Here is a 22,395-nt window from a genome sequence, read left to right as displayed (position 1 = left end):
CTTACTCACCAGCGCACCTCGACCTTACGCTTGCCGGAAAACACCAGGTGATTGTCCTGAATCGAGACCACCTTCATCCCATGCGACGCGTCGCCCACATACAGACGTTCGCCATCCGCCGTCACCACGCTGGCGTTGGCGCCAGAGATGACCTGGCGGATCGTGAACGGCAGCATGTTTTCGGCACCCACCACCCGTGCCCGCACCGGGAAGCTGATGTGATTTTCCTTGATGAATCCAGCCAGCACCCGCTCGAAGCGCGCCGCTTCTTCATCGTCCAGATCGGCCCGCATATCCCAGGCGTCATCGCCCAAGGCCAGGTCGAAACGGCTGAGCAGGTCGGCGCTGCTCAAGCGACGCCGGAACGCCTTGCGCAACTGCTCCGGCGTCAGCTCGGCCGCGGCCTTGAGCGGCTCGCGCTCGATGTTATCGGGAAACGCGGATTTGCGCCCCAGCTCCTTGCCGATATCGGCCTGTTTCGGCGTGACGATGGCTGGCGGCCTGGCGCTGATGGCGTAGGCCGCTGCGGCGCACAGCACAGTCAGCATGCCGATGGATGCGTACAACATCTTGCGGATGCCGCCACGCTTGGCGGCGCGCATGGTGGCTGGCGGCGGTTCGCTCACCGGCGCCGCGTCTGCCTGCGGCTCCACGGTCGACGCCAGCGGCTGTTCCAGCTCCGCGGGATCGAAGCGCGCCAACCCTCTGCCGAGCGGCGCCTGCTGCCAAGCGTCGCCCTCCGCCGCCACCGCCAGCCAGACATGCCCCAGGCACACGCATTCGCCTGGCGTCAAATCCAGCACTTTCTGCGCCTGTTCGCCGACGGCCGAATACAACAGGCCGCCGTCGGCAGACAACAGCCAGCCGGCATCGGACCGGCTCAAAGTCGCATGATGATCGGCCATGCCAGGATCGACCAGCACCACATCGGCGCTTTCACTGCAGCCGATCGTCAGCGGCTGGTCATCCAGCGGCAGTGTCGCGCCCCGATGAAGGCCGCTCAGAATTCGCAGTTCGTACGTCATGCTTTGGCTCTCGTAAGTTGGATTTTCTGGTAGTGCTGATGAGTGGCGCATGGGCGGTTCGGGTTCCATCCGGTTGCGGTCGCGGTCGCCGCGATCAATGGTCAATGGTCGCAGCCTGCTACACCTCCACCATCCCGACCGGCTGCAACCGTGAATGCTGGGTCAGCTCAGAAAACGCGAATACCGGGATCGAAAAAAATTCTTCCTCGATCATTTTGCGCACGGCGCGTCGGATATCGGCCGCGGTCACCAATACCGGCGTTGCAGCGGCGGTGCCGCCGGTGCCGACCAGTTCGCCGAGCTTGTCAAGAACCGCCTGCTCTATGTCGGGCGCAATATCCAGATAACTGCCCTGGCTGGTCTGACGCATAGCGTTACGCAAAGTGTCTTCCAGTTCTGGCGACAGCAGCACTACTTCGATCAAGCCGTCGCGCGCCACTTCGTGGCATAGCTGGCGTTTCAGCGCCAATCGCACGTAGTCGGCCACGACGTCCGGGTCGCGCTCCTTGGGCGACCACTCCAGGACCGTCTCCAGGATCAGGCGGATATTGCGCAAGGACACGCCTTCCTTCGCCAACCGTTGCATTACCTCGGCCAGACGCGGATGGGTGACTCCTTTGGCTAGTTCCTTCGCCAGCCCCGGCACCCGGCGCTCGGCCCAGTCGGAGAAGCGATGCACTTCCTGCACCCCGATAAACATCTGGCAGTTACGCATCATTTCGACTTCCATGTCGGCCGCAAACACCTTTTCCCAAGGTTCGTGCAGAACGCCCGCTGCGGTCAATTGTTCCGGCTGATCGTTCCTGACCCAGACCCGGCGACGCCTGGTGCCCGCCAGGCCGTCTTCGACGGCACTGAAACCCAGTTGCTCCAGCCGCTCCACCGACTCAACCGTAGCGGCATAACCGTCGCGGATCTCGACATCGACCAGCGGCACTTCCGACATCAGGAAATGAATCCGCCCTTCAGGGACGTGCGGCGAATACTCAAAATCGATGATCGGCAAGTCAGGAATGCCGCGCCGCAGCAGCACGTCGTTACGCATGATTCTTACAGCGGTATTGATCGCTGCCGCGACCGGAGTGTCCTTGAGCGCGACAGGCATGCGGATCATGAACGGCCGGGTCGCAGCGAAAGTCAGGAGATCGGACACGCCCGGTTTGGACGACGCGTTTTCCCGGCGCTGCATTTCCTTGCGCGCCTTCGGCATCAATAATCCAACCGCGCCGCCGCCGCACAGGCCCAATCCAAGCAAAAGGAAGACCACGGTCGGCATGCCCGGGATCAGGCCGAACAGCAGCATGATCACGCTGGCGGTGATCAACGCCTTGGGTTCGCTGAACAATTCGCCCACAATATCCTGTCCGATATTGCTTTTTTCTTCGCCTTCGACGCCATCGTCGCGCGTGACACGGGTGGTGATCATGCCGGCCGTCAGCGAAATCAGCAGCGCCGGAATTTGCGCAATCAATGCGTCGCCGATGGTCAATACCGAATACACCCGCATCGCTTCGCTGGCAGGCATCTGGTGCTGCAACACGCCGATCGAAATTCCGCCGATCAGGTTGACCGCGACAATGAAAATGCCGGCAATCGCGTCGCCCTTGACGAATTTCATGGCGCCGTCCATCGCCCCATGCAGCTTGCTTTCGGTGGCAAGCTCGGAACGCTTGGCCTTGGCTTCATCCGGTGATAGCAGGCCCGCGCGCAAATCGCTGTCGATCGACATTTGCTTGCCCGGCATCGCATCCAGAGAGAAGCGCGCCGCGACTTCGGATACCCGCTCGGAACCCTTGGTGATGACGATGAACTGCACCACAGTCAGGATCAAGAACACCACCAGCCCGACCACCAGGTTGCCGCCCACTACAAAATTACCGAAGGTCTCGACGATATGGCCGGCGTTTGCCTCCAGCAGGATCTGGCGCGTGGTAGAGACCTCCAGCGCCAGCCGGAACAGCGTGGTAATCAGCAATACCGTCGGAAATGTGGAAAATGCAGTCGGCCCCGACATATACATCGACACCACCACCATCAAGCCGGCGGAGCACAGATTGACTGCGATCAGGATGTCCAGCAGCCAGATCGGCATCGGCAACACCAGCATCATGACGATCGCGATGACGACCGCCGCCGCCATCAGTTCGGCGCGCTTGGCAACCTGCGCCGCATAGCCGTTTATACGTATTACCAGTTCGTGCATCATGCCATGCTCCAGTTGCCGTCCCAACGCTGTCCGGCGCGCCGCAGCACCAGCCCGCTCCACTCGGGGCATGCCGCGCTGTGCAAGGCTACCAGCGTATCCGGCGGCAACGGATGGCCCAGCTCCACCGCAGCGTAGGCGGACATCAGGCGCGGAGCCGGCTGATCGGGCCAGACGCACAGGCAGGCGGCTGCCAGCTGGTAAGCAGGCTCAAACTGACGGGCATTCAGATGACCCCAGATCAGGCCGATCGCCAGCACCAGTTCGGCCGGCATGGATGCGGCCCTGGTTGCCGGCCTGGCGCTCAACTCGATTGCGGATTGCGTTGCGGGCATCATCGTCTTTCCTTTAAGTCACTACCGGAGTCCAGCATGTCGAGTTCCGACATGCGCAATTGCTGCAGGCGCAGGCGCAGAGTGACGGCCTGCTCCACCACCGAAATCGCAGCCAGGCACGGATCGCGTTCAGCGCGATCAAGCGTCAGAGAATGCGCCACCAGTATTTTTTGCAGATCGCGCATGCGCGGCACCGGGTCGCCGCTCCAGGCCGGGCTGGCGATTGTCAGCAACGGCCCCAGGAAATCGATCAGCGGCGCCAGCGCACGATCCACCGCCTGCGCGGGCTGCGCCAGGGCAGCCGCTAACTGGTTGAAATCCTGATCGGCAATTTCTGCGGCGTTGGCCACGCTGGCCGGGTACAAGACCTGGCGCGTGATCCGGGCCGGTTCAAGATTGCGGATGTCGCCGGCGGCGCTGGTAGACGGACGGCCGCCGCCGCGCGGCAACCCCGCTCCGACCCCACTCATGCCAGCAATTCCCGCGCCGCCGCCAAGTCCAGCGTTGCCGCCTCGCGGGCATTCTGCGCCGGATCGCGGGCGTTAAGGCGGCTCAGCAAAAAATAGCTGCCATCCACAAACATCGACGGCAACCAGCTGCCGTAGCGCGCCATCTGCTGTCCACGGCGGCGCAAAAGCAGCTCGGCATCCACCACGTGGCCGCTGTTGCCGTCATAGCCGATGCCGACCAGCACGCCGTCGGCCAACGGATAGGCCAGCAAGGTCAAGCCTTTATCGACGACCTGACTGGCAACGGCACCTTCGCGGCGTGCAGTGAGGATCAGGTTGAATAGTGTTTTGTGCATGCTATCTCCACTAGATTTCTGATTTTTGCGGGACTGTCGAAGCGCCTGCCCGTAAATGCTTTTCAAGCGCGGCTTCGGCCGAGTTGGCAAATGCTGCCGCTGAAGCCTGGCCGGCGGCGGCGGCTTGTCCGCGCAACGCCACCAACAGGTCGGCGCGTTGCCCCATCGATTCTTGCGGCCACAAGCGCTGCGGCAGCGTATCCACCGCCTGCGCCAGCAGGCGCGCCACCTGCCCTTGCTGGACCGGGGTTCTGGTCTGATCGCCATTGATCGCTGCCAGCAGCGCCGCCTTGGACTTGCCGATATCCTGCTCCGGCGCGCGCAACAGCGCGATGCCGGTTTCCGCCTCGCTGGCGTGCGGCGTCACCCCGGCCACCGCAAGTTTTCCATGCAAATCGTGGCCAATTGCGAAGCTGGACTGGATCGCATTGAAACTGGCGGCGTCCGACATCGACAGCCACATGCGCGAAGCCTGGTTGCTGCCACGCGGCGAATGCAAAGGCGCACTCATGGCAGAGCGCAATTGCGCCAGCCCGGCGACAAAATGTTGTGCCCCGAATTTGGCCAGCAGCGTCTGCGCCAGCTCGGTGGCTGCGAACGGCTTGTCCTGCCTGTCTCCCGTCTTGGCCCCGAACATCGCGCGGATCTGGTGCGACGCCGCCGGATTGGCATGGCCGCCATCGGCCTTGGCCAATGTCCCCAGATGCTCCAGAGCGCTCTCGAACGCCTCGGCCTGCGGTCGTGCGCCTTTCAGTGCATCGCCATGCTTTTCTTCCAGGCGCGAGATGGCCTGCTTCAACCCTTCGCTGTCCTTGCCGTCGCTGTTTTCCAATGCATGGCGCAGCAGGGTGTGCTGTTCCAGCGCATCGTATTTTCCCGCCAGCCAGTCATCAAGCGCCGTGCCGCCGCCATGGTTCATGCGCTCGACAGCCTCATTGGCGGCAGCGCCCAAATGATCGTCGTCATGGCTGTCCGCCGAATTGACCGCGTTCCGATTGACTCCCGGCCGCTTTTGCGTGCGTTGCGGCGCAGGCCGGGGCGCTTTCCGGACGTGGTGATGATGCACATTGGCACGGGCGCCAAATTCAGCCATTGGAGTGAGATCGACCTGCGCCGGCGAATCGGCCTCATTCGAACTGGTCGCGGCAAACACGACGTTGCCGGAGGCGGCATTGATATTGAGATTAGGCATACCTGGTATGTGGCGCAATCCGCCGTTCAGTTCCATTGCGGCGCTGGTATGCGCGGCGGGTGTCAGACCTGAAAGCTTTGTAAGTTCTGATTGCCGAGATATTTTCTGGCGCAGAAGCGATTCAGGCTGGCGAGCTTTTTCGGATGGACCAAGGAACCAGCTTTCCTTCTGATGCCACACATCGGTAGCGTCGAAAGTGATGCACACAATCCTGTGGGAATGACATGTATCGCCATTTCTCAGTAACAAATGAAGCGATAAGCGAATTTCTTGCAGGTAAATTTCAGATACTTAATTTAAGGAAGAATTGCATAATGCCCAATATCGCCCCGACTAACAGTGTTCACATAGCCAATCCACTTTCGCGCCCAGAGGAGAACCACGTGCCTTCAGCGGCGACCGAGTCGCAACCGACGGCCAAGCTACCCAATTCGCAGCAAATGCGAAACCCGGATAACGCGTGAGCGCAAGCCACCCGTTTTATGGTGAACAGTCCAAATGAAGATGGTCCTGCCGCCAGAGCTAATGGTCATGCGACCGGCGGCGTGGTCGGCTTAGTGCGGGCCGTCCTTGGGAAGACGCCCATGGGTCCATCACAAAACGTTACCAATTTTTATGACAGCCATCCCGATTTAACGAACGCGCCATTTCACCGTGACGACCTCAAGACGCTACTGGACAAAGAAACCGCTGCAGCACAGCAAACACCTAAAACTACAGCGGATGTCGTCGCCCAAATGACCCCTGGCACAGTCAGACAAGGTTTCGGTCACATGTTTGCATTTAACGCTGTAACTTCTTCAACTGTGGGACAAAACCACGCAAATCTCGTTTCTGAAGCGCGCACCAATGCCCTTGGGTATGGCCATGAAGCCGGTATAAAGCTGGCATCAGAACATTACGGACAAGATCTTGCGTCGTAATATCTCGAACGCATTTCGCAAATAGGCGAGACGCGATCAAGCGATTCGTTCAGGTGAGCATTCCGCAGCAAACCCCGGCCTATCCCTAGGCCGGGATCTCAACCCAATTTTCGTGATCGCGCCCCCTCTATCCTGAGATACAAGAAGAGGCGCTCGGCTACCGCATGGCCCGACAATTCCGCTGACAGCGCACGTTTCATTCAATGCCGTGCCCGCCCGGTAATACTTTGATACGGCGTCGCCCAATACAAAACGCCGCTCAACAATAATGGCAACAACTCCCACTCGGCGATTCGCATTCTCCCGCGCTCCAGGCATGGCGCATTTTTCCTTGAATTTTTCTAAAACCACTATTGGGATTTTTAGAAATTCTCTAAAAATCCGTATTAAATTCTTACACATCCCTTTTATTTTCAACGACTTACATTTTAAAACAGCGGTGGCACAGGGGTTGCGAATACATGGTCACGCCCGCCAAGTGGCGCGTTTCCAGGAGCAAGCTTCAAAATGCCATCTATCTCTCTCACGCCAGAAACCACCGTCTTCCAAACCGTTGGCGATACTGTCTCATCTTCTATCCCGCCCATCGATATCGACCAACTGTACCGCACCCACCACCAGCATCTTTACCGCTTTGTGCAGCGCTATCTGCGCAACAGCGAAGATGCCGAAGACGTGGTGCAAAATACCTTTCTCGAAGCCGCCCGTTGCGCCGACCGCTTCAGCGGGCTGTCCAAGCCATCTACCTGGCTGTTCGGCATCGCGCTCAATCTGGCGCGCAACCAGGTGCGTCGCAATTGCGCCGATCCTTGCGATGCGATGGAAGAAGAAATGCTGGAGCAGGTGGTCGACTTGAATTCCGATCCGGCCGAACTGATAGAACGGCGTCAGATCGTCGGTATGGTGCGGTCGCTACTGGATGAAGTTCCCGTCAAGCTGCGTGCCACATTCGAGGCAGTGCTAGACGGCGAAAGCACTTATCAGCTGGCAGCCGAACGGCTGCAGATTCCGATTGGCACGGTGCGCTCGCGGGTGTCGCGCTTGCGCGGCCAGATTCGTGCGCAGTTGGCTTGAATTGCCGTACGGCTGCCGATCCGGAACCTGCTGGGTTATACAATGGCGTGATCCGCGCAGGGATGCAGCAATGGCGCGGCTCAATGGGTCAGCAGCTCTGCTTTCAGGTAGCGTGCCAGCATTCCACCCGACTGGGCGGACGATGCCCGGCGCGAGGTAGGTCGAAAAAAATCTGCCGATGCAGACACTGTCTTCGTTAACGCGAATTGGGGTCAGCGTTTTTCAGTCATCAAATCACCTGAAAAAAGCTGACCCAAATTCACTACACAATTGGATCGAACCGGCTCGCTAAACGGGCTGTTCCGTTATTGCAGAGCGAGGTTGGCGCAAATGGGCGACATATTTGGCGCTAAGCTCGAAACTGACGGCATTAGCCATAACATTTGTACGCTTGAAATTACTCCGCTCCAATAAGCGGATGCATTTTTCGTTGTTTATCGCGACATCGACAAAAACCGGATCCTGCAACGAAAACAACCAAGCAAGTGCGGGCATCCATAACAGGGACCAGCGTCCGTGATATTCGGGCAGTACCGCCATATGCGCCTTCCGTTCATGCAGCAGCATACCGCCAACCATCTTGCCATCAATCTCGAAGCCTACCGAATGAACGTTGGCATAATGGGCAAGAAACATTTCTTTTGTAAAATTTAAACTGCGAAACCAATCGGGGTCGTAATTTTGAATCTCGGCATCGTACAAGACGCCAAGATCGGCTTTTTCAGTCAATCGTAAATTTGCCAAAGTTGCCCCTTGATCAAGTAATGCGTGGCGCAAAGAGCCCGGCCTGCGCTCTCTGCGACTAATCACCATCGGCTTCACTTAGCCGTCGATGGCGCCCCCGCTGAATTGCTTCGACAAATCATGCTTTTGTGCTGGTGGTGGCGGTGGAGGTGGTGGTGGTGTTAGTGCGCTGAGGACTGACGGTAGAACAGCCGCTAAAACTTGTGGCATGGTATTTCTCCTGAAAGTTAATTAATCACGCATCATATTGCGCATTTATATGTGGCAAGGAATGAGGTGGTTGTTCCATTGTCCGAGGAATTTATTTGTCATCGACATCGCTTGCTTCAGATACGCCGAGCTGCGCCGGAAATAACACAAAACCAGTCGAACGCATCCTCCGAAAGGTCGAGGATGGCATCCAGCACGCTGCGCTCATCTGGCAAATCAAGCACTGGCACCAGCCGTATCACGACGAAACGCCCCTGTTCAGCATGCCAAAAAAACTCCCCGCCGCCGGTGATTCCCCGATAGCCGCCAATGCTCACGGTATGTAGCACATCAAGGTAGCCGGTGTTCTCTTGGCGCGGCAGCAAAGCGGTAATGGATAAGCTTGGCCCAGGATTGTCCAGCAGCAACGAGGTGATGGTCAGGACCTCCCCCAATTGCAGTTCGATCACTGGTACCGTATAGGGGCTATCGGCTTGATCGACATACTCGACCATCTCACGTAGAAAACGCCGCATGCGGCCGACAGCTTCGTCTATCGGTTCGTCCTGTTTTTTAGTTTGATTTTGGAAAGGCAAAGTAATGACTTGGCTGATTCAAGTGTCTTGTCGACGCCTGCTTTTAATCGGTTGTTACGGCGCTTCGGCGGCTATCGGATAGTTCAGATCGCCGGTCTCCACCACCCGAACCGGCAAGGTGCCGGCGGTACGCAATACGCTTATGTGTGATGAAAGAATCGTCAAAGTTCCCAGAAACAGCAATTTCAAGGCGTTGCGCTAAGACTGCAGGCAAACTTCAAGCGAAAGAATGAAACGAACGGAACCAAACGATGGCTTAATGCCACCTACTTTGGACTGTCGAAAGCAAGTAAAGAGCAGTCAAATTCACTTATTCAACTTGATACGAAAGGATATATATGGCAGGTAAATTCGGAGGTGTAGATCTCACAAATTTAACGCAAACCGGGCTGAACGCATGGCGCGAAGCAGATGCCTTGAAACAAGCGCAGGAAATGGCTGCAATTGAACACCAAGAAGGCGAAAATGCTATTGCCGGCGCAAAAGTCAATTTGCAGCACAATCAAATGCGTCGCTACAACGATGGGCAAAAAGCCATGGGTCAACTTGGGTAATCCATTTCCCTGATAAAGCGACCGGGCCAAATTTTGCCTATGTCATAGCAATGCAACCGAAGGTGCTCATCACATTCTTGAGCACCTTCTTCACGTGTAAACATTGACTCTTCCTTGGAGACTTACAGATGGACTCAACGGGATACAGCTTCAGCCAAAACCAATCCAATCTTATCAACGCCAATCTGGATAAAAATGCCGCCGACGTCAACGCCCAGATGGCACAACTGGAACAGCAGGCGATGGACGATGCGCTCTGGAGAATGGCGCAAAACAATATCATGGCAAAAATGAAGGGCCTCAACACACTGGCCAAATCGGCCAACGATATGTCCTGACTCTCGCAACCTCGTCCCGCACGTCCGGCATCTCGCAAAACGCTATCGGATGTGCGTTATCTTCTGCGCCATCCAGCACGCGCGCAACGCCGATCCGGCTGCAAATAACAGCAAGCCGCTTGCGGCAAAAACCTATCACAAGCTTCCTGTCTGCCTCTCCCTGCATCGTACAAAATCCGCCCCAGATTCCTCCCGATGCAATGCCCCGATTCTGCCTGCCAGTTTGATTCCTTCGGATATAGGGCAGGCACAACGATGACCTCACCCGCCATGGTTCTTTCGTCTCGGCCAAAGAATAGCCAATGGAATCAATCTGGAATTTTTGGAAAGACATCCTTTTGTGTGGCGAGCTGGCGTTCAAGCCCGAATGATAGTCGACACATTTTGAAGCGTGCCTGCGGCTGGATGCAACCGCTTGCGCTATGCAACCCGCTCAACGGGCTCAGAGTAATTGACGCGATGATCTCGCGTAAAAAAGCTCTGGCCCCGGCGAGCTGTTTTTTGCAGTCGCCGCCGGGGTAAAAAACTCTGCCCCGTGTAAACTCGCCATTTGCCTTACCGGAAAGCGCCGGAATTGCTGATGGCGGTCATGCCGGATTCACCCAGCAAGCGTGGCGTAATCAGGAACGGCGACTCCTGATTCCGCACTGGTTCAGCCCGGGTAACCTCGTCACGCACGACCGCATGTTTCGCCTGGGCTGCCGGCGCACCCGCAGGAAGTGCCGGAACAGCGGCCGGGCCGGCAGGGACGCCGCCAGGAACAGGAAGCACGATAGCCGGACCACTCTCAGGGATTGCACCGGCACGGCCATCATTCGGAATGGAGATGGCTGGAATAAATGCCGGCACAGGCGCCGCCACCGGAACCACCCGGTCCTGACTTGCCGGCACCAGCTGGCGTGCCAGTTCGGAAACGCCGGAGCTGGCTGCAGCCGGGATGCCGGAGGCGCGGATCAAGCGCGGCGTAATCAGGAATAGCCGTTCGCGATTCTTGGTTGAGGATGCGCTATTGCGGAACAAGGCGCCCAGCACTGGAATATCTCCCAGCAAGGGAATCTTTCTCATGTCCTGCGTGGTCGATTCCTGGTGATAACCGCCGATCATCAGCGTTTGCTGCTGTTCGACTATCGCCTGGGTACTGACAGTAGAACGGGTCGCATTGGTCTTGCCGGTGGTGTTACCCAGCACACCGTCTTCGATGTCGATATCCATCCGGACCCGGGTATTGGCGCCTTCACGCACAATCCGCGGCAATACTTTCAGCGTGGTGCCGGCTGTCACATTGACCACATCGGCCACCCGTTCGCCGACCAGCGGCAAATACACGGTCTGGCTGAGATCGAGTACGGCGGCGACGTTGTCCAAGGTCATCACGGTCGGCTTGGCCAGCACATGCGCATCGCCGCTACCTTCCATGGCCTTGAGCCGGGCGTAAAAGCTGGCGGCGTTTTTAATCAGCAAGGTCGAGCCCGGCAACGGCAAATTGACGCCGCTCGAATCGGCGGCGCTGCCGTTGACGGTGGCATTCACCGCGCCCAATGAAAAACTCCATTCGGCGCCCATTTCGGCCAGCTTGTTGCGGTCGATATCGACAATCAACGCTTCGATTTCGACTTGCTGGGGTTCAATGTCGATTTCCGCAATCAGGCTCTGGTACATCTCGCGCTTGTTGGCGTTGTCGTAAATGATGATGGCGTTCAACGCCGAATCGGCTTCGATCCGTGGCGCGCTGTTTTTCATTTTTTTCCGGTTACCGTCGCCGTCGTCGCCGTTTCCATAGCCGTAATCATTGCGCGGCTGCCCTTCACCGCCTTGCATGCGGCCGCCATCTTCACTGCGCTGGCTCATCAGCTCGCGTGCAACGCCCGCCCCTTGCCCATTCCGGCGCGAACGCCCGCCTCGCAAATCGGGTCTGTCGCGGTCATCGGCAACCCCGGCCTGGTTATCCTTGGTCAACAGATTGGTGAGTATGGTTTTGATACCGGGCACTTTTTCCTGCTGGCCGCGGGTGCTGATAACACGATCCGTGGCGCTGGCATATTTCAGCCGGAACACCATCACTTGCCTACCCTGGCTGACGGCCTTCTTACCATCCGTCAGCAAGGTGGTGCGCACCAGGTTGACGTATTCGCGCGGGCCGCTGACCATCACTACCCCTTCATCCGGGATTTCCCCCCAGCCGAAACGGCTATCGAACAAGCCCAAGCCAATCAGCGCCGCCTTGGCATCGCCCACTGCGTCTTCGCCGATTTCAAGCCGCATCGACTGGTAATCGTCGCTCGGCACGATGTTGAGCGTATCGTTGTAGACGAACCAGCGGAACTTGTGCACCAGCGCCAGCCGCTCCAGAAACTCGCTACCGGTGGCGCCTTGCACGCGGCCTTTCAATACCATATCCGCAGCGGCATTGACCGCAATATGCACCCCGTAAGCGGAACCGAATTCTTGCAGCACCTGGCGCAGCGTCATACCGCTGGCGTTGATGGCAAAGCTGGAATCCTTCCAGCTGGCAGGCACAGCGGCGCCGGCGTACGGTGCACCGACCAACAGGGCACCGGCCAACAGTGCAGCGATCAATGACCGCATCAAGAAGTGTTTCATGCTGGACCCTGTCTGCAATCTGTAGATAACATTCATCACTTTCCTGCCGTCATCAGCAGGCGCAGGCGCTGTTCGGTCCGGTCAAACGCCGCTGCGGGCGCAAGCGACACGTCCAGCGTGCTGGCTTTGGGAGCGAAGATCACACGCCATGCCGTCAATTGGGTCAACAGGTTTTCCAAGGGGCGGGCCGCCTCCTGCCAGCTGCGTATTCCAGGCAGCCATTGGCTCAGCCTCAGGCTATCCCCAACGGCGTGGTCGGCGTGATAAACGAGACCGGCGCCATACGCAAGCGCATGGGAAAACCCTTGTTGCAGCGCCAGCCGAATCTGCTCCCCGGTAGGGGCCGGCAGCAGCAGCGCGCCCAACTCGGCGCCACCGGCATCGGCTTTCAGGTAGATCGACTCGCCATCGAGATCGACCAGGCAGCCCATTTCCTGCTGCACCAGCCAGGTGTGAAGATCGTCGGTATCCATTGCGTCCATCCCATTCATCGACTTAACGGCTTTCCGTCATCACCGTTTTCACCGGCTTTTCGTTGAGTTTGAGCTGTGCCTCCATTGCCCTCTGGGTGACTGTGCGCTGCTCCAGCATTTTGAGAAATTCACCGCCGTCGCTTGCTTCGCCGTTGGCCTGGCCCTGAAGATAGACATCCATCTTCTGGTCAGCGTCATCCAATTTGTGGCTGAGGCGGCGGATGACGGGCATGGTTTGATTGATCGACATGGGATCTCCTTACGATTGAGGTTGCTCGAACGCGGTTTGGTCCGATCTATTGATGAGTGGCGCGTGACGTCAAACAGTTCAGTTTGGTGTGAATATTCTGTGACAAATAGGCGGGCAAACTCGCTGCGCCCAAACAGGTCCTCTATCGCAATTGCCAACTGCCAACTGCCGGCACCACTTGACAACGTCCCGAACCGGAATTCAATCCAGCGTCGGCATTTTGTAGTTGGGTAAGCCAACGACTATCCGCCGCCCGCAATTTTCGAGATTAGAAAGTTGAAATAGGCAATCAGAAAGACAGGAAGGATTGGGAGAATCGCTATAAATCGTTTGTTGTTTTTCTAAAAAATCCAGCTACATGCGATAAAGTACCGGCAACCATTTGCCGGCCCGGTCATATAGTTCCGGCAGGTTCTCAGCGTTCGGCTTCACCATCGGCCGAAGGCGCAGCTACCGCCTTGATGAACGCCGACTTCAGCGCCGCCACAGCCGCATCGAAGCTGACGGACCACTCGCCGCTATCCGCCTCCAGCCGACAGCAGCCGCGCGGCATACCGGGGTCGGCCTTGAGTTCCCAGTCGATCTCCGGCAACAACGCGATATCATCCGGATGCACGCGCAGCATCGGCGACACCAGTTTCGGCGGTGCTTCCACCAGCAGCAGCCGCAGCCCTGCCACGACCCGTTCACGCGGCGTCAGTTCGCCGACCAGTCGTTCGAACAACGCCTGAGCAAGATCGACCACGATCTGCTGCGCGCCGTCCAGCAATGCGGCGTGCCTTTGTTGTAGCGTTTGCAGCAGATGCCCGGCCTGTTCGATCGTGCTGCATTCTGCCTCGTGCACCGCTGCTTGCGCGTCCGCATCGGCTTGCCGGGCCAGCGCCTGTGCCTTTGCCACGGCATCTTCCATGATCGCCGCCGCCGCCGCCGCCGCATCGCTGGTGACGGCAATGGCGGACGCGCGCAATACGCCGTCGTGAGCGCGTAATTGAGAAGGAACTGAAACGACGTCGACACAAAATTGCATGGAAATATCTCGCTTGGCTGTTTAAAAAAACGTGTACGGAAACGCAGATTTTCCTGCAAAGCCAAACCTGCCCGCTAGCACGATCATCGGCTCTCTGAAACCACCTGACTCAAATCCGCCTGCCCCGCAACCGCAACCCGAAGCAGGCACATCCGCCAGCATCGCTGCGCACGCACAATCTGCACGGCGGGCGCAACGCTCCCCTCGGACATCGTCTTCAACAGCGTATCAACCTGTGCCGCCTGCGCCGACGGCAATGTCAAACGCAAACGCGACCACATGCCAGGAAATCCATCATGCAAATACAGCGCCAATTCGAGCAAACCGCGCAGCCCGATCGCGCCGGCATCAACCGCGATGTCATCCGCAAAGCGTCTGAGCGGTTGCGTCGCAGCCACTGACAGGCACCATTTACGCTCTGCCGGCGACAGCGACAACAGCGCCGCCCGTGCATTCGCGTTGTCATGCTCGCGCGCTGCAAGCAAACCCGCAAACAAGCGCGCCGCCGCTAGCAGTTGCGCGCCATCGCTAATCGACGCCACGCCCCACCCGGAATCGCACTGCGCCGGAAAATCGGCAACCACATCGGCCGCCCGGCACCACAAGCGATAGCGGTCGCGGCTGCCCAGTTGCTCCGCCATCGGCGGCCATGCAGCACCGGGTTGCAATGCATACGACCACGGCATGAACCACCAATCAATCATTGACTGCGCAAACATCGCTTCACCCTTGCTTCAAATAATCATGTGGAGCGCATGTCATCTCACCCCTGATGACCCAATATGAACCCTGCTTTCTTCGGGAAGCGCTGCGCCACCCAGGTCGCAACTTTCTTGTGACGCAACACCAGCAACACGGCCACCAGCAGCAGTCCGGCCACTCCCAGCACCAGCAATCCGGTCAGCAGATTTCTCAAACCTGCCGCCGATCCGGCCGCCACCTGGAACGGGCCAAGCTGCACCCATTCGATCTTGGTGATTCTTTCCTCGGACGGCATCAGCACCACGCTCACCTTGGAGCGCCCTTCCTCACCCGACAGCCCGGGAATACTGGAGGCCACCAGGTTGCGCACACGCGGCAAGATCATGTCTTCGTCGAACGGCAGCCGATGCTTGATGAACACCGCGGCCGAGGATGGCTGGATCGGCTCGCCCGGCGCCACTCGCTCTGGCAGCACCACATGGACCCGCGCCGTGATGACGCTATCGAACTGCTGCAAGGTGTATTCCAATTCCTGCGACAAGCCGTGGATGTAGCGCACCCGCTCTTCCAGCGGGGTCGAGATCATGCCTTCCTTTTTGAATACCTCGCCGAGTTGCGCCAGACTTCGCTTCGGCAAACCGGCCGCCTGCATGACTTCGGTAGCACGCGAAATATCGCTGTCGTTGACCGTGATCGTCGCCCCCTCCTTGCCGCTGCGTTTCTGGGAGTCGATTCCGTGTCGGTTCAGCAGCATCACGATGTCGTTGGCGTCAGCGTCGTTCAGTGCGCTTTGCAGATTGACTTTCTCGCTACAAGCACACAAGGTCAGCATCAGCAAAGATAGCAGCAGCCGGGCGCCGCCAAGGTGGATCCGTTGCGCGATGACAGAATGAATTGGGCGCATCAGATCACTGCAACTTGGTGAGTTGATCGAGCGACGAGGTGGCCTTCGATACCGTTTTCGACACGAACTGGACCCGCGTCTGATAATCGTTGAGCGCCAGCATGGCCTTCATCAGCGACGCCGAATCGCCGCTGCGGGTGGCCTGCTCCAGCATTTTCGACACATGCACTTGATTCTGCTTGACGTCTCCCGCCAGGTCGGTCGCATGCGCCATGATTTTATCGCCCAGCGATACGCGATTTCCATGCTGTACTTTGGGAGCGGTGCTTGCTGCCGGCGCGGCTGCGCCATGCTGCTCAAGCGCGGCGCGAAACTGCTCGACATCGGCACGATCGAACGACGGCCGCTCGATCTGCAACTGGCCGCTCTGGCCGGCCGGCTTGATTGAAGTGACGGGATTGGTGACTGGCAACGGCATGTGGTTCTCCTATAACGTTTTACGCAAACCTTGAATACAAACCTCGATATCCATGAGTAGCGCATACATGCGCAGGGTTCCATTTTCAGCAGCCAGTTCAGCTTAACCTAACTGCCCAAGCGCTTTAATCGCATCACTAATACGTCGCATTTGCGCGAGAATGCCGTCCATGATCAAGGCTTGCAGCGCCTGCTGTCCCTGGTGCGCCTGTACCCTGGCTGAGTCTATTGCCGTTTGCTGCTGCATTGCCGTCAATTCATCCATTTGTGTCTGGTACTTCGTCGCATTGCCATTTACTTGACCAGACTGAACCTGGTCATGAGAACCCGGCTGTGCCGTGCCTGCTGCGGCCTGCGTATTTTGCTCGCCAAACAGCTTGTTCATGCCCTGCAAGTGATAGGTGTGCGCCGATCTTATATCGCCCATCTGTTGTTCCACCTGCTGTGCTGCCAGAGCCTTGGAGGCGGCAATGTCCGCCTCAAGCTTGACAACCTTGTCTTTCACGCTTGGAAACTCGACTCCTAAGTCTTTCGCAGGCGCTGCCGCGCCATGTTGCTGCTGCGCTGCCGGGGCTTTGGAGGCGGCAATGTCCGCCTCAAGCTTGACAACCTTGTCTTTCACGCTTGGAAACTCGACTCCTAAGTTTTTCGCAGGCGCTGCCGCGCTATATTGCTGCTGCGCTGCCGGGGCTTTGGAGGCAGCAATGTCCGCCTCAAGCTTGACAACCTTGTCTTTCACACTTGGAAACTCGACTCCTAAGTCTTTCGCCGGCACTGCCGCGCCATGTTGCTGCTGCGCTGCCGGGGCTTTGGAGGCGGCAATGTCCGCCTCAAGCTTGGCAATCTTGTCTTTCACGCTTGGAAACTGAAGTCCTAACTTGTGTTGCAAAGACGTGTTTGGCTGGTATGTACGCTGCTGGGACGCGACAGCAGTTTGTGCAGATGTCCTTTCGTTGTCTTTGTGCGCCAGTACCTGATTCTTGCCTTCAGTGCCGATCCCCTCAAACTTGGCGATCGTAGTTTGCACACTTGACAAAGACGTCCTATTCACACTCATGACAACTCCTCGAATATCGGCTTGTTCAAAAAGTCGCGCCGAATATCAATGAGTAACGAGCGAGTAAAACCGGTTCCGTGCGCAACGATTATTTCTGCTCTGCGCCCCAGGGATTTTCCGGTTTCCTACTACGACACTGCCCGAATCGCGATCCGCTTTTCAGTGGCGATTTTGCTATTACGAATGGCAGCGCCGCGCTTTCCGGTGGTCACAGCGCTGCCTTCAACGGCGCCAGTTTTCACCCCATCGACAGCCATGCCGGACGAGATACCCAGGTTCTTCAACTTGTAATAGAGCACGTGCGGCTCGACATTCAACTCCTTCGACGCGCGCGCGACGTTGTTCTCACAACGCAACATGGTCGATTCCAGCAGCGAGCGCTCAAATTGCAGCATCACATCCTTCAGCGAACTGGCGCCGGTCGCCGCCGCGGCTCCCGGCAGCGGCGCAAAACCCAGCGCGAAACGCTGGGCGGCAGCGCGCAACTCGCGGATATTCCCTTCCCATTTATGCGCCAGGATTTGCGCTTCCAGCTCGGATCGTGAACCGGTGCCGAGCCGGGTCTTGAAGCGCGCGGCCGCTTCCGCAGCGCAGCGCCAGAACAGCAACAACATGCGTTTTGGCTGATTGCGCAAGACCGGCAACTGCAACTCGACCACGCTCAAGCGGTAATGCAGGTCGGCGCGAAACTTGCCTTGTTCGACCAGTTTGATCAGCGGTATCTTGGTGGAGGCGATGACCCTGAAATTGCATGGCCGGAATACCGTCGAGCCGACCCGTTCGATCCCGCGCTCCTGCAATGCGCGCAACAGCTTGGCCTGCAAGGTCAGCGGCATGCTGTCGATTTCGTCCAGGTAAAGGATGCCGTCGCGGGCCGCTTCGATGCGTCCGGCGCGCGATTTGGTGGCCCCGGTATACGCCCCGACCTCGACCCCGAACAGCTCGGCCTCTGCCAGGGTTTCCGGGATAGCCGCGCAATTGAGCGCCATGAACGGGCCGCTGACGCCGGAGTGCTCATGAATGAAGCGCGCCAGCCAGTCCTTGCCGGTGCCGGTTTCACCGACCAGCACGATATCGACATCGGCGCCGGCGATTTTGCGCGCCAGCGAAAAAACCTCGTGATCGGTATCGGCTACATGATGCGTTTCACCTTCCTCGCCCGGCACTGGCTGCAGCGTCTGGATATAAGGCTGATCGACAAAAGTCGGTTCGCAGAACTTGGCCAGCAATTCGCGCAGACGGGTATCGGTTTTCGGCGTATTGACCGCCAGGCAGATCGCGGCGGTTTCAATGCATGCGCCATAGTCGCTGCCATCGACCAGCCGCACCAGGCAGTCTTGCATTTCCAGCGCACGTTCGCGGCAATGCCCCACCACATCATGAAAGCGCGCATCCTCCAGACACAACAGCACCGTCAAGCTGGGTTCCTGCACAATGGCCGCCGCCACATTGCCGGCATCCAGCTCGCGCAGGCTGACAAACAAGGTTGTGGCAACGCGCCTGATGCGCGCCAGCAAAGCAGGCGAATCGACGCAGATGGCAAAAGTACGGCGTCTTGCTTTCAGGGAGCTGGAAGGGGGATGAAAATTGCGGGGTTCAAGTACGGCGGTCGTGTTGACCGCATCCTTCTGCATCCGCTTATCGGCGACAACAAACGCGCTTTTCATATTTTCCTGCCTTCGATTAAATGCCCGACGTGCATCGTAATCCAGCAAAGCGCGGCGAATTCGTTTCAAGAACAAATTTGAGAATGTGGCGGATGATTCTTTTGTTTGCCTTATTTCGGCGAAGGAAAATAAAGCGAGTCGCCGTCAAGGCGAAAAGCTGAGGTCGTCAAGACCATGGCTTGTAAAAACAAACCAAACCCATCGGTTTAACTGGCTGGTCGCCGCGCTGACGCATTGTCGAGAGTTGTCGCTCAAGCACACATCTCCAAGCGATACCCCTGGGTATAAGCGGTCCGTATGATGACTCCTCGCTCGGTGCCCAATTTTAATTTCTTGCGTAACTTATAAATATGCTGCTCGATAGTACGGCCCGTGATATCGCTATCGACCCCCCAAATGGCAATGCTGATGGATTCACGCGACAGATAGGTATTCGGCGTCGAAAAGAACAGCCATGCCATGGTGAATTCACGCGGCGTCAGCTCGACCGGCATCCCATTGTCGAGAAAACTGCAAGCGCTGCGATCCAAGGCAAAACCCAGCAATTCAATCGTACGACGCACGCTGCGACGATTACTGCGCCGCAGCAGCGCATTCACCCGCGCCACCAGTTCGATCGCTGCAAACGGCTTCCCGATAAAATCGTCGGCGCCGACATCCAGCGCCAGCGCCACCTGTTCCGCGCTCGGCGCCGATGACAACAGGATCACCGGCGTGCGTTCGTCGATCCGGCAATTCAGCCACGACAACAGCCGGTCCTTGTCGAGCCGGTCATGCCCCGTATCGAGCACAATCAAATCGAAGTTGCGCCGCCGTAGCGCATGCAATAAGCGTACCTCCGAGACAAACTGTTCGCTATCGAAACCGGCACGCGCAAGGATAGCCTGCAGCTGCTCGAATTCTGCGCTTTCAGGCACACAGCAAGCAATGTTCATGCGCCGCTCCTGCATCGTGAAAAGAACATTTTCCGTTGCGGATGACTAGCTTCAAGCAACGCCAGTAAATGGCATTTGGCAATCCTTGATCTCACTACCTGGATGTGCGGCATAGCGTTCGTTTCAAATGAAAAACATACTGTTACACGTCTCAACTTGGCCGAACTCAGCCAATCTGATAAAAAAGACAATCGCGATACTGTACAGTAATTAATTGCTTTTATTCAAGTAAATTCGCATGCAAATTTCAGTTCTTTTCGGGCCTTTTCATTAGCCGAAATATTTGTTGAGACACGCTTGCGCCATTTGTCTTTACACTGCGATTCGCAGAAACAATATCTAGCAGTCTCACATTGGTTATCTGCCTCTGCGTGCCGCTGTACGGCGCTTCACGGCAAGATCCGAGGATGCTATTCTTGACGCCTTTTTCTTAATTTGAGAGTAATCATGAGCAATGATTCTGTCCTTTCCCGCGATTTGATCTATGAAATTATCGACCTGGTCAACAGCGGAAGAATCTTTACCGATATCCATATCGAACAAGATGCCCCGCTGATGATCAAGACGCCGCGCGGATGGCAGGAGATAAGCCCGGAGCCTGTCTTGCTTGAGGAGATGCGGCCGGTGTTGAAGGCCATTGACGAGGATTGGGAAGACAAAGTCCTGGAAGGCGCGCTCGACCGTCCGTTTGTATTAACCCAATGCCGCCTGCGCTGTAACGTCTATCGCATGTATGCGGCCGAAAAAATTGCAATTTCGATTCGGCGCCTGTCCTTGAATCCAGTTCCGCTCGAGCAAAACGGCCTGCCGCAGTACGTCAGGATCATGCTCGAAGCCAGCAAGGGCATCATCCTGGTGACCGGACCTACCGGCTCGGGAAAAACCACCACGATTGCGTCGATGCTCGACTACATCAATACCCACCGCAGCTCGCATATCATTACGATTGAACAGCCGATCGAATACGAGCTTGAGCGCAAGCAGTCGATCGTGTCGCAAAAGGAAGTGCCGACTGACACCCCCAGTTTTTCTGCCGGTCTGCGCGACGCCCTGCGTCAAAAGCCAGACGTGTTGATGGTCGGGGAAATTCGCGATTTCGAGACCGCGGACACAGTATTGCATGCCGGCGAATCTGGCCACCTGGTATTGGCGACGATGCATACCAACAGCGCCGCCGGCGCCATCTCGAAATTACTGACGTTCTTTGCGCCGGAACAACGCGAGCAACGTGCGGCAGTGCTGGCCAACTCGCTGATCGGTGTCATCTGCCAAAGCCTGATCCCGGCCGAGAACGGCGAGTCGTTCGTCCTCGCCAGCGAAATGATCTTCAACAACAACCAGCAAGTCGCGTCGATGATCGCCGACTCCGGCAAGCTTTATATGCTTGCCGACTTCATGAAGCGCAAAGATGACAATATGTCGCGCAGCCTGAATGAAGACCTGCAACAACTGGTCGCCAAGAAAATGATTACCTCGAAAGATGCAATGCGGGCGGCGTACAACCGTATGGAATTGCACGAGATGATCAACAGTCAGCGCTAGTGGCTTCAAGAGCGGCGCGCGGATTTGCCGCCGTTCTGAACAGGTCGTATAGATAGGTTAAATAAGGGCGGAGTTTTTCGCAGGCTTATCGCGGGAAATACTCCGCCCTTTTTAACGAACCACGGCGCGCCAAGGTCTATTGTTGAAATTGAAGTCCGAGAAAATGCAACGATCCGCCCTGCGTAGCCCGTTGATAGCCGCTTAGCTTAGCTTAGCTTAGGCTGGCAATCGCTACGTTTGCCGGCGGCCAAAGAAATGCGGGGCTCCGCCGCCGCGCAACCCTTGCAGAGAGCATATCGGCTTGCAAGCGGATTGCATGCCGCCCGGCTGAGTGAAAAAAACCTGGAATGTTTTCTAACGCTTACCGCCAATTATTTCCAACGGTACCGGCGCCAACGCCGCCGGCGGAATGTTCCTGTAAACCCGCATCGCATATTTCATCCGCAACACCGGATTGCCCGAGTTATATGCACCCACCGCGTTCCACGAATTACCTAGCCGCCGCATATTTTGCGCCAGTATCCAGGCGCCGATCTGGATGCTGACGCAAGGATCGAATAGCTGCTCGCGGTCGACACCGTATTTTTCCAATTGTGGAAACCAGCGGCTGTTGATTTGCATCAGGCCGATGTCGTAGGTACCGTCTTTATTACGATTGATCGCTCGCGGATTGAGGCTGGATTCGGTTTTTGCAATCGCATATAACAGATCGGGATTGACGCCATATCTGGTCGCCGCCTGCTGCCAGCAGGCGGCCGCGTGCACCGCTTGCAGCCACAGCGCCACGGCCAGCACAATACGGCATGCCTGCATGCCTACGTTTATACTCATCAACCAGTTCT

Annotated in this window: 25 protein-coding genes; 5 read left to right on the top strand and 20 right to left on the bottom strand. The window is 57.4% G+C overall.

Annotation, left to right across the window (positions count from 1 at the left end; all coding sequences use genetic code 11):
- Positions 1-5 precede the first annotated feature (5 nt).
- From LT85_RS02550 to LT85_RS02525, 6 genes are all read right to left on the bottom strand, one after another.
- Positions 6-1,025 carry an FHA domain-containing protein gene (locus LT85_RS02550; protein ID WP_038494859.1) on the bottom strand — a complete coding sequence of 340 codons (1,020 nt, stop codon included), beginning with the start codon at positions 1,023-1,025 and terminating at the stop codon, positions 6-8.
- A gap of 118 nt (positions 1,026-1,143) precedes the next feature.
- The gene (gene sctV / locus LT85_RS02545) at positions 1,144-3,231 is read right to left on the bottom strand and encodes a type III secretion system export apparatus subunit SctV (RefSeq protein ID WP_253273651.1); all 2,088 of its coding nucleotides are present in this window, start codon (positions 3,229-3,231) and stop codon (positions 1,144-1,146) included.
- Positions 3,228-3,566 (bottom strand): hypothetical protein, encoded by a 339-nt coding sequence (locus tag LT85_RS02540; RefSeq protein WP_253273650.1) that lies wholly within the window; start codon positions 3,564-3,566, stop codon positions 3,228-3,230. Before LT85_RS02540 ends, sctV begins: the two co-directional genes overlap by 4 nt.
- Positions 3,563-4,033 (bottom strand): hypothetical protein, encoded by a 471-nt coding sequence (locus tag LT85_RS25180; RefSeq protein ID WP_156117413.1) that lies wholly within the window; start codon positions 4,031-4,033, stop codon positions 3,563-3,565. The genes LT85_RS02540 and LT85_RS25180 overlap by 4 nt, the downstream gene beginning before the upstream one ends.
- The gene (locus LT85_RS02530) at positions 4,030-4,368 is read right to left on the bottom strand and encodes a hypothetical protein (RefSeq protein WP_038484853.1); all 339 of its coding nucleotides are present in this window, start codon (positions 4,366-4,368) and stop codon (positions 4,030-4,032) included. The genes LT85_RS25180 and LT85_RS02530 overlap by 4 nt, the downstream gene beginning before the upstream one ends.
- Before the next feature lie 10 nt (positions 4,369-4,378).
- Complete coding sequence (locus LT85_RS02525; protein ID WP_156117412.1) at positions 4,379-5,560, bottom strand: hypothetical protein; 1,182 nt, start codon at positions 5,558-5,560, stop codon at positions 4,379-4,381.
- A 482-nt stretch (positions 5,561-6,042) separates the two neighbouring features.
- Here LT85_RS02525 and LT85_RS02520 point away from each other — a divergent pair, with 482 nt between their 5' ends.
- Both LT85_RS02520 and LT85_RS02515 read left to right on the top strand, forming a co-directional pair.
- Positions 6,043-6,483 (top strand): hypothetical protein, encoded by a 441-nt coding sequence (locus LT85_RS02520; protein ID WP_038484847.1) that lies wholly within the window; start codon positions 6,043-6,045, stop codon positions 6,481-6,483.
- 507 nt (positions 6,484-6,990) lie between these two features.
- Complete coding sequence (locus tag LT85_RS02515; RefSeq protein ID WP_052134588.1) at positions 6,991-7,557, top strand: RNA polymerase sigma factor; 567 nt, start codon at positions 6,991-6,993, stop codon at positions 7,555-7,557.
- Between the two features lie 288 nt (positions 7,558-7,845).
- Here LT85_RS02515 and LT85_RS02510 read toward each other — a convergent pair whose 3' ends face one another.
- The 3 genes from LT85_RS02510 to LT85_RS27275 form a co-directional block, all read right to left on the bottom strand.
- On the bottom strand, positions 7,846-8,370 hold the full coding sequence (locus LT85_RS02510; RefSeq protein ID WP_156117411.1) for a hypothetical protein: 525 nt from the start codon (positions 8,368-8,370) through the stop codon (positions 7,846-7,848).
- Between the two features lie 257 nt (positions 8,371-8,627).
- Positions 8,628-9,086 (bottom strand): hypothetical protein, encoded by a 459-nt coding sequence (locus LT85_RS02505; RefSeq protein WP_052134585.1) that lies wholly within the window; start codon positions 9,084-9,086, stop codon positions 8,628-8,630.
- 54 nt (positions 9,087-9,140) lie between these two features.
- Positions 9,141-9,275, bottom strand: coding sequence for a hypothetical protein (locus LT85_RS27275; protein WP_301280490.1), 135 nt, complete (start codon positions 9,273-9,275; stop codon positions 9,141-9,143).
- Positions 9,276-9,424: 149 nt separating this feature from the next.
- Here LT85_RS27275 and LT85_RS02500 point away from each other — a divergent pair, with 149 nt between their 5' ends.
- A complete protein-coding gene (locus LT85_RS02500; protein ID WP_038484844.1) occupies positions 9,425-9,640 on the top strand; it encodes a hypothetical protein in 216 nt (71 codons plus the stop codon).
- A gap of 128 nt (positions 9,641-9,768) precedes the next feature.
- The gene (locus LT85_RS02495) at positions 9,769-9,978 is read left to right on the top strand and encodes a hypothetical protein (RefSeq protein ID WP_038484841.1); all 210 of its coding nucleotides are present in this window, start codon (positions 9,769-9,771) and stop codon (positions 9,976-9,978) included.
- A 555-nt stretch (positions 9,979-10,533) separates the two neighbouring features.
- Here the strand turns inward: LT85_RS02495 and sctC are convergent.
- The 10 genes from sctC to LT85_RS02445 form a co-directional block, all read right to left on the bottom strand.
- Complete coding sequence (gene sctC / locus LT85_RS02490; protein WP_172656935.1) at positions 10,534-12,579, bottom strand: type III secretion system outer membrane ring subunit SctC; 2,046 nt, start codon at positions 12,577-12,579, stop codon at positions 10,534-10,536.
- 35 nt (positions 12,580-12,614) lie between these two features.
- The gene (locus LT85_RS02485; protein ID WP_156117410.1) at positions 12,615-13,070 is read right to left on the bottom strand and encodes a hypothetical protein; all 456 of its coding nucleotides are present in this window, start codon (positions 13,068-13,070) and stop codon (positions 12,615-12,617) included.
- A 4-nt stretch (positions 13,071-13,074) separates the two neighbouring features.
- Positions 13,075-13,302: a hypothetical protein gene (locus LT85_RS02480; protein ID WP_038484836.1), complete on the bottom strand. Its 228-nt coding sequence runs from the start codon at positions 13,300-13,302 to the stop codon at positions 13,075-13,077.
- Between the two features lie 415 nt (positions 13,303-13,717).
- Positions 13,718-14,329 (bottom strand): FliH/SctL family protein, encoded by a 612-nt coding sequence (locus tag LT85_RS02475; protein WP_038484833.1) that lies wholly within the window; start codon positions 14,327-14,329, stop codon positions 13,718-13,720.
- Between the two features lie 83 nt (positions 14,330-14,412).
- Positions 14,413-15,033 carry a hypothetical protein gene (locus tag LT85_RS02470; RefSeq protein ID WP_156117409.1) on the bottom strand — a complete coding sequence of 207 codons (621 nt, stop codon included), beginning with the start codon at positions 15,031-15,033 and terminating at the stop codon, positions 14,413-14,415.
- Between the two features lie 59 nt (positions 15,034-15,092).
- On the bottom strand, positions 15,093-15,935 hold the full coding sequence (sctJ, locus tag LT85_RS02465; RefSeq protein ID WP_052134577.1) for a type III secretion system inner membrane ring lipoprotein SctJ: 843 nt from the start codon (positions 15,933-15,935) through the stop codon (positions 15,093-15,095).
- Between the two features lie 4 nt (positions 15,936-15,939).
- Positions 15,940-16,353 (bottom strand): EscI/YscI/HrpB family type III secretion system inner rod protein, encoded by a 414-nt coding sequence (locus tag LT85_RS02460; protein ID WP_038484827.1) that lies wholly within the window; start codon positions 16,351-16,353, stop codon positions 15,940-15,942.
- Positions 16,354-16,455: 102 nt separating this feature from the next.
- Positions 16,456-17,409, bottom strand: a complete 954-nt coding sequence (locus LT85_RS02455; protein WP_038484824.1) for a hypothetical protein — start codon at positions 17,407-17,409, stop codon at positions 16,456-16,458.
- Positions 17,410-17,537: 128 nt separating this feature from the next.
- The gene (locus LT85_RS02450) at positions 17,538-19,076 is read right to left on the bottom strand and encodes a sigma 54-interacting transcriptional regulator (RefSeq protein WP_156117408.1); all 1,539 of its coding nucleotides are present in this window, start codon (positions 19,074-19,076) and stop codon (positions 17,538-17,540) included.
- Between the two features lie 251 nt (positions 19,077-19,327).
- The gene (locus LT85_RS02445) at positions 19,328-20,011 is read right to left on the bottom strand and encodes a response regulator transcription factor (protein ID WP_038484821.1); all 684 of its coding nucleotides are present in this window, start codon (positions 20,009-20,011) and stop codon (positions 19,328-19,330) included.
- Between the two features lie 447 nt (positions 20,012-20,458).
- Between LT85_RS02445 and LT85_RS02440 the strand changes: the two genes are divergently transcribed.
- Positions 20,459-21,553, top strand: coding sequence for a type IV pilus twitching motility protein PilT (locus LT85_RS02440; RefSeq protein ID WP_038484819.1), 1,095 nt, complete (start codon positions 20,459-20,461; stop codon positions 21,551-21,553).
- Positions 21,554-21,907: 354 nt separating this feature from the next.
- Here the strand turns inward: LT85_RS02440 and LT85_RS02435 are convergent, their stop codons facing one another.
- Positions 21,908-22,384, bottom strand: a complete 477-nt coding sequence (locus LT85_RS02435) for a lytic transglycosylase domain-containing protein (protein ID WP_081991953.1) — start codon at positions 22,382-22,384, stop codon at positions 21,908-21,910.
- Between the last annotated feature and the right edge of the window lie 11 nt (positions 22,385-22,395).

This window comes from Collimonas arenae, assembly GCF_000786695.1.
GTDB classification, from domain to species: Bacteria; Pseudomonadota; Gammaproteobacteria; order Burkholderiales; family Burkholderiaceae_D; genus Collimonas; species Collimonas arenae_A.
The sequence above is the reverse complement of the archived record's forward strand: the minus strand, read 5'-3'. Positions and strand labels throughout refer to the sequence as shown.

Bases quoted from the DNA above. Each gene is read 5' to 3' on its own strand.
- LT85_RS02550 (WP_038494859.1), bottom strand. From the start codon at position 1,025: ATGACGTACGAACTGCGAATTCTGAGCGGCCTTCATCGGGGCGCGACA.
- sctV (WP_253273651.1), bottom strand. From the start codon at position 3,231: ATGATGCACGAACTGGTAATACGTATAAACGGCTATGCGGCGCAGGTT.
- LT85_RS02540 (WP_253273650.1), bottom strand. From the start codon at position 3,566: ATGATGCCCGCAACGCAATCCGCAATCGAGTTGAGCGCCAGGCCGGCA.
- LT85_RS25180 (WP_156117413.1), bottom strand. From the start codon at position 4,033: ATGAGTGGGGTCGGAGCGGGGTTGCCGCGCGGCGGCGGCCGTCCGTCT.
- LT85_RS02530 (WP_038484853.1), bottom strand. From the start codon at position 4,368: ATGCACAAAACACTATTCAACCTGATCCTCACTGCACGCCGCGAAGGT.
- LT85_RS02525 (WP_156117412.1), bottom strand. From the start codon at position 5,560: ATGCCTAATCTCAATATCAATGCCGCCTCCGGCAACGTCGTGTTTGCC.
- LT85_RS02520 (WP_038484847.1), top strand. From the start codon at position 6,043: ATGGTGAACAGTCCAAATGAAGATGGTCCTGCCGCCAGAGCTAATGGT.
- LT85_RS02515 (WP_052134588.1), top strand. From the start codon at position 6,991: ATGCCATCTATCTCTCTCACGCCAGAAACCACCGTCTTCCAAACCGTT.
- LT85_RS02510 (WP_156117411.1), bottom strand. From the start codon at position 8,370: ATGGTGATTAGTCGCAGAGAGCGCAGGCCGGGCTCTTTGCGCCACGCA.
- LT85_RS02500 (WP_038484844.1), top strand. From the start codon at position 9,425: ATGGCAGGTAAATTCGGAGGTGTAGATCTCACAAATTTAACGCAAACC.
- LT85_RS02495 (WP_038484841.1), top strand. From the start codon at position 9,769: ATGGACTCAACGGGATACAGCTTCAGCCAAAACCAATCCAATCTTATC.
- sctC (WP_172656935.1), bottom strand. From the start codon at position 12,579: ATGAAACACTTCTTGATGCGGTCATTGATCGCTGCACTGTTGGCCGGT.
- LT85_RS02485 (WP_156117410.1), bottom strand. From the start codon at position 13,070: ATGAATGGGATGGACGCAATGGATACCGACGATCTTCACACCTGGCTG.
- LT85_RS02480 (WP_038484836.1), bottom strand. From the start codon at position 13,302: ATGTCGATCAATCAAACCATGCCCGTCATCCGCCGCCTCAGCCACAAA.
- LT85_RS02475 (WP_038484833.1), bottom strand. From the start codon at position 14,329: ATGCAATTTTGTGTCGACGTCGTTTCAGTTCCTTCTCAATTACGCGCT.
- LT85_RS02470 (WP_156117409.1), bottom strand. From the start codon at position 15,033: ATGATTGATTGGTGGTTCATGCCGTGGTCGTATGCATTGCAACCCGGT.
- sctJ (WP_052134577.1), bottom strand. From the start codon at position 15,935: ATGCGCCCAATTCATTCTGTCATCGCGCAACGGATCCACCTTGGCGGC.
- LT85_RS02460 (WP_038484827.1), bottom strand. From the start codon at position 16,353: ATGCCGTTGCCAGTCACCAATCCCGTCACTTCAATCAAGCCGGCCGGC.
- LT85_RS02455 (WP_038484824.1), bottom strand. From the start codon at position 17,409: ATGAGTGTGAATAGGACGTCTTTGTCAAGTGTGCAAACTACGATCGCC.
- LT85_RS02450 (WP_156117408.1), bottom strand. From the start codon at position 19,076: ATGAAAAGCGCGTTTGTTGTCGCCGATAAGCGGATGCAGAAGGATGCG.
- LT85_RS02445 (WP_038484821.1), bottom strand. From the start codon at position 20,011: ATGAACATTGCTTGCTGTGTGCCTGAAAGCGCAGAATTCGAGCAGCTG.
- LT85_RS02440 (WP_038484819.1), top strand. From the start codon at position 20,459: ATGAGCAATGATTCTGTCCTTTCCCGCGATTTGATCTATGAAATTATC.
- LT85_RS02435 (WP_081991953.1), bottom strand. From the start codon at position 22,384: ATGAGTATAAACGTAGGCATGCAGGCATGCCGTATTGTGCTGGCCGTG.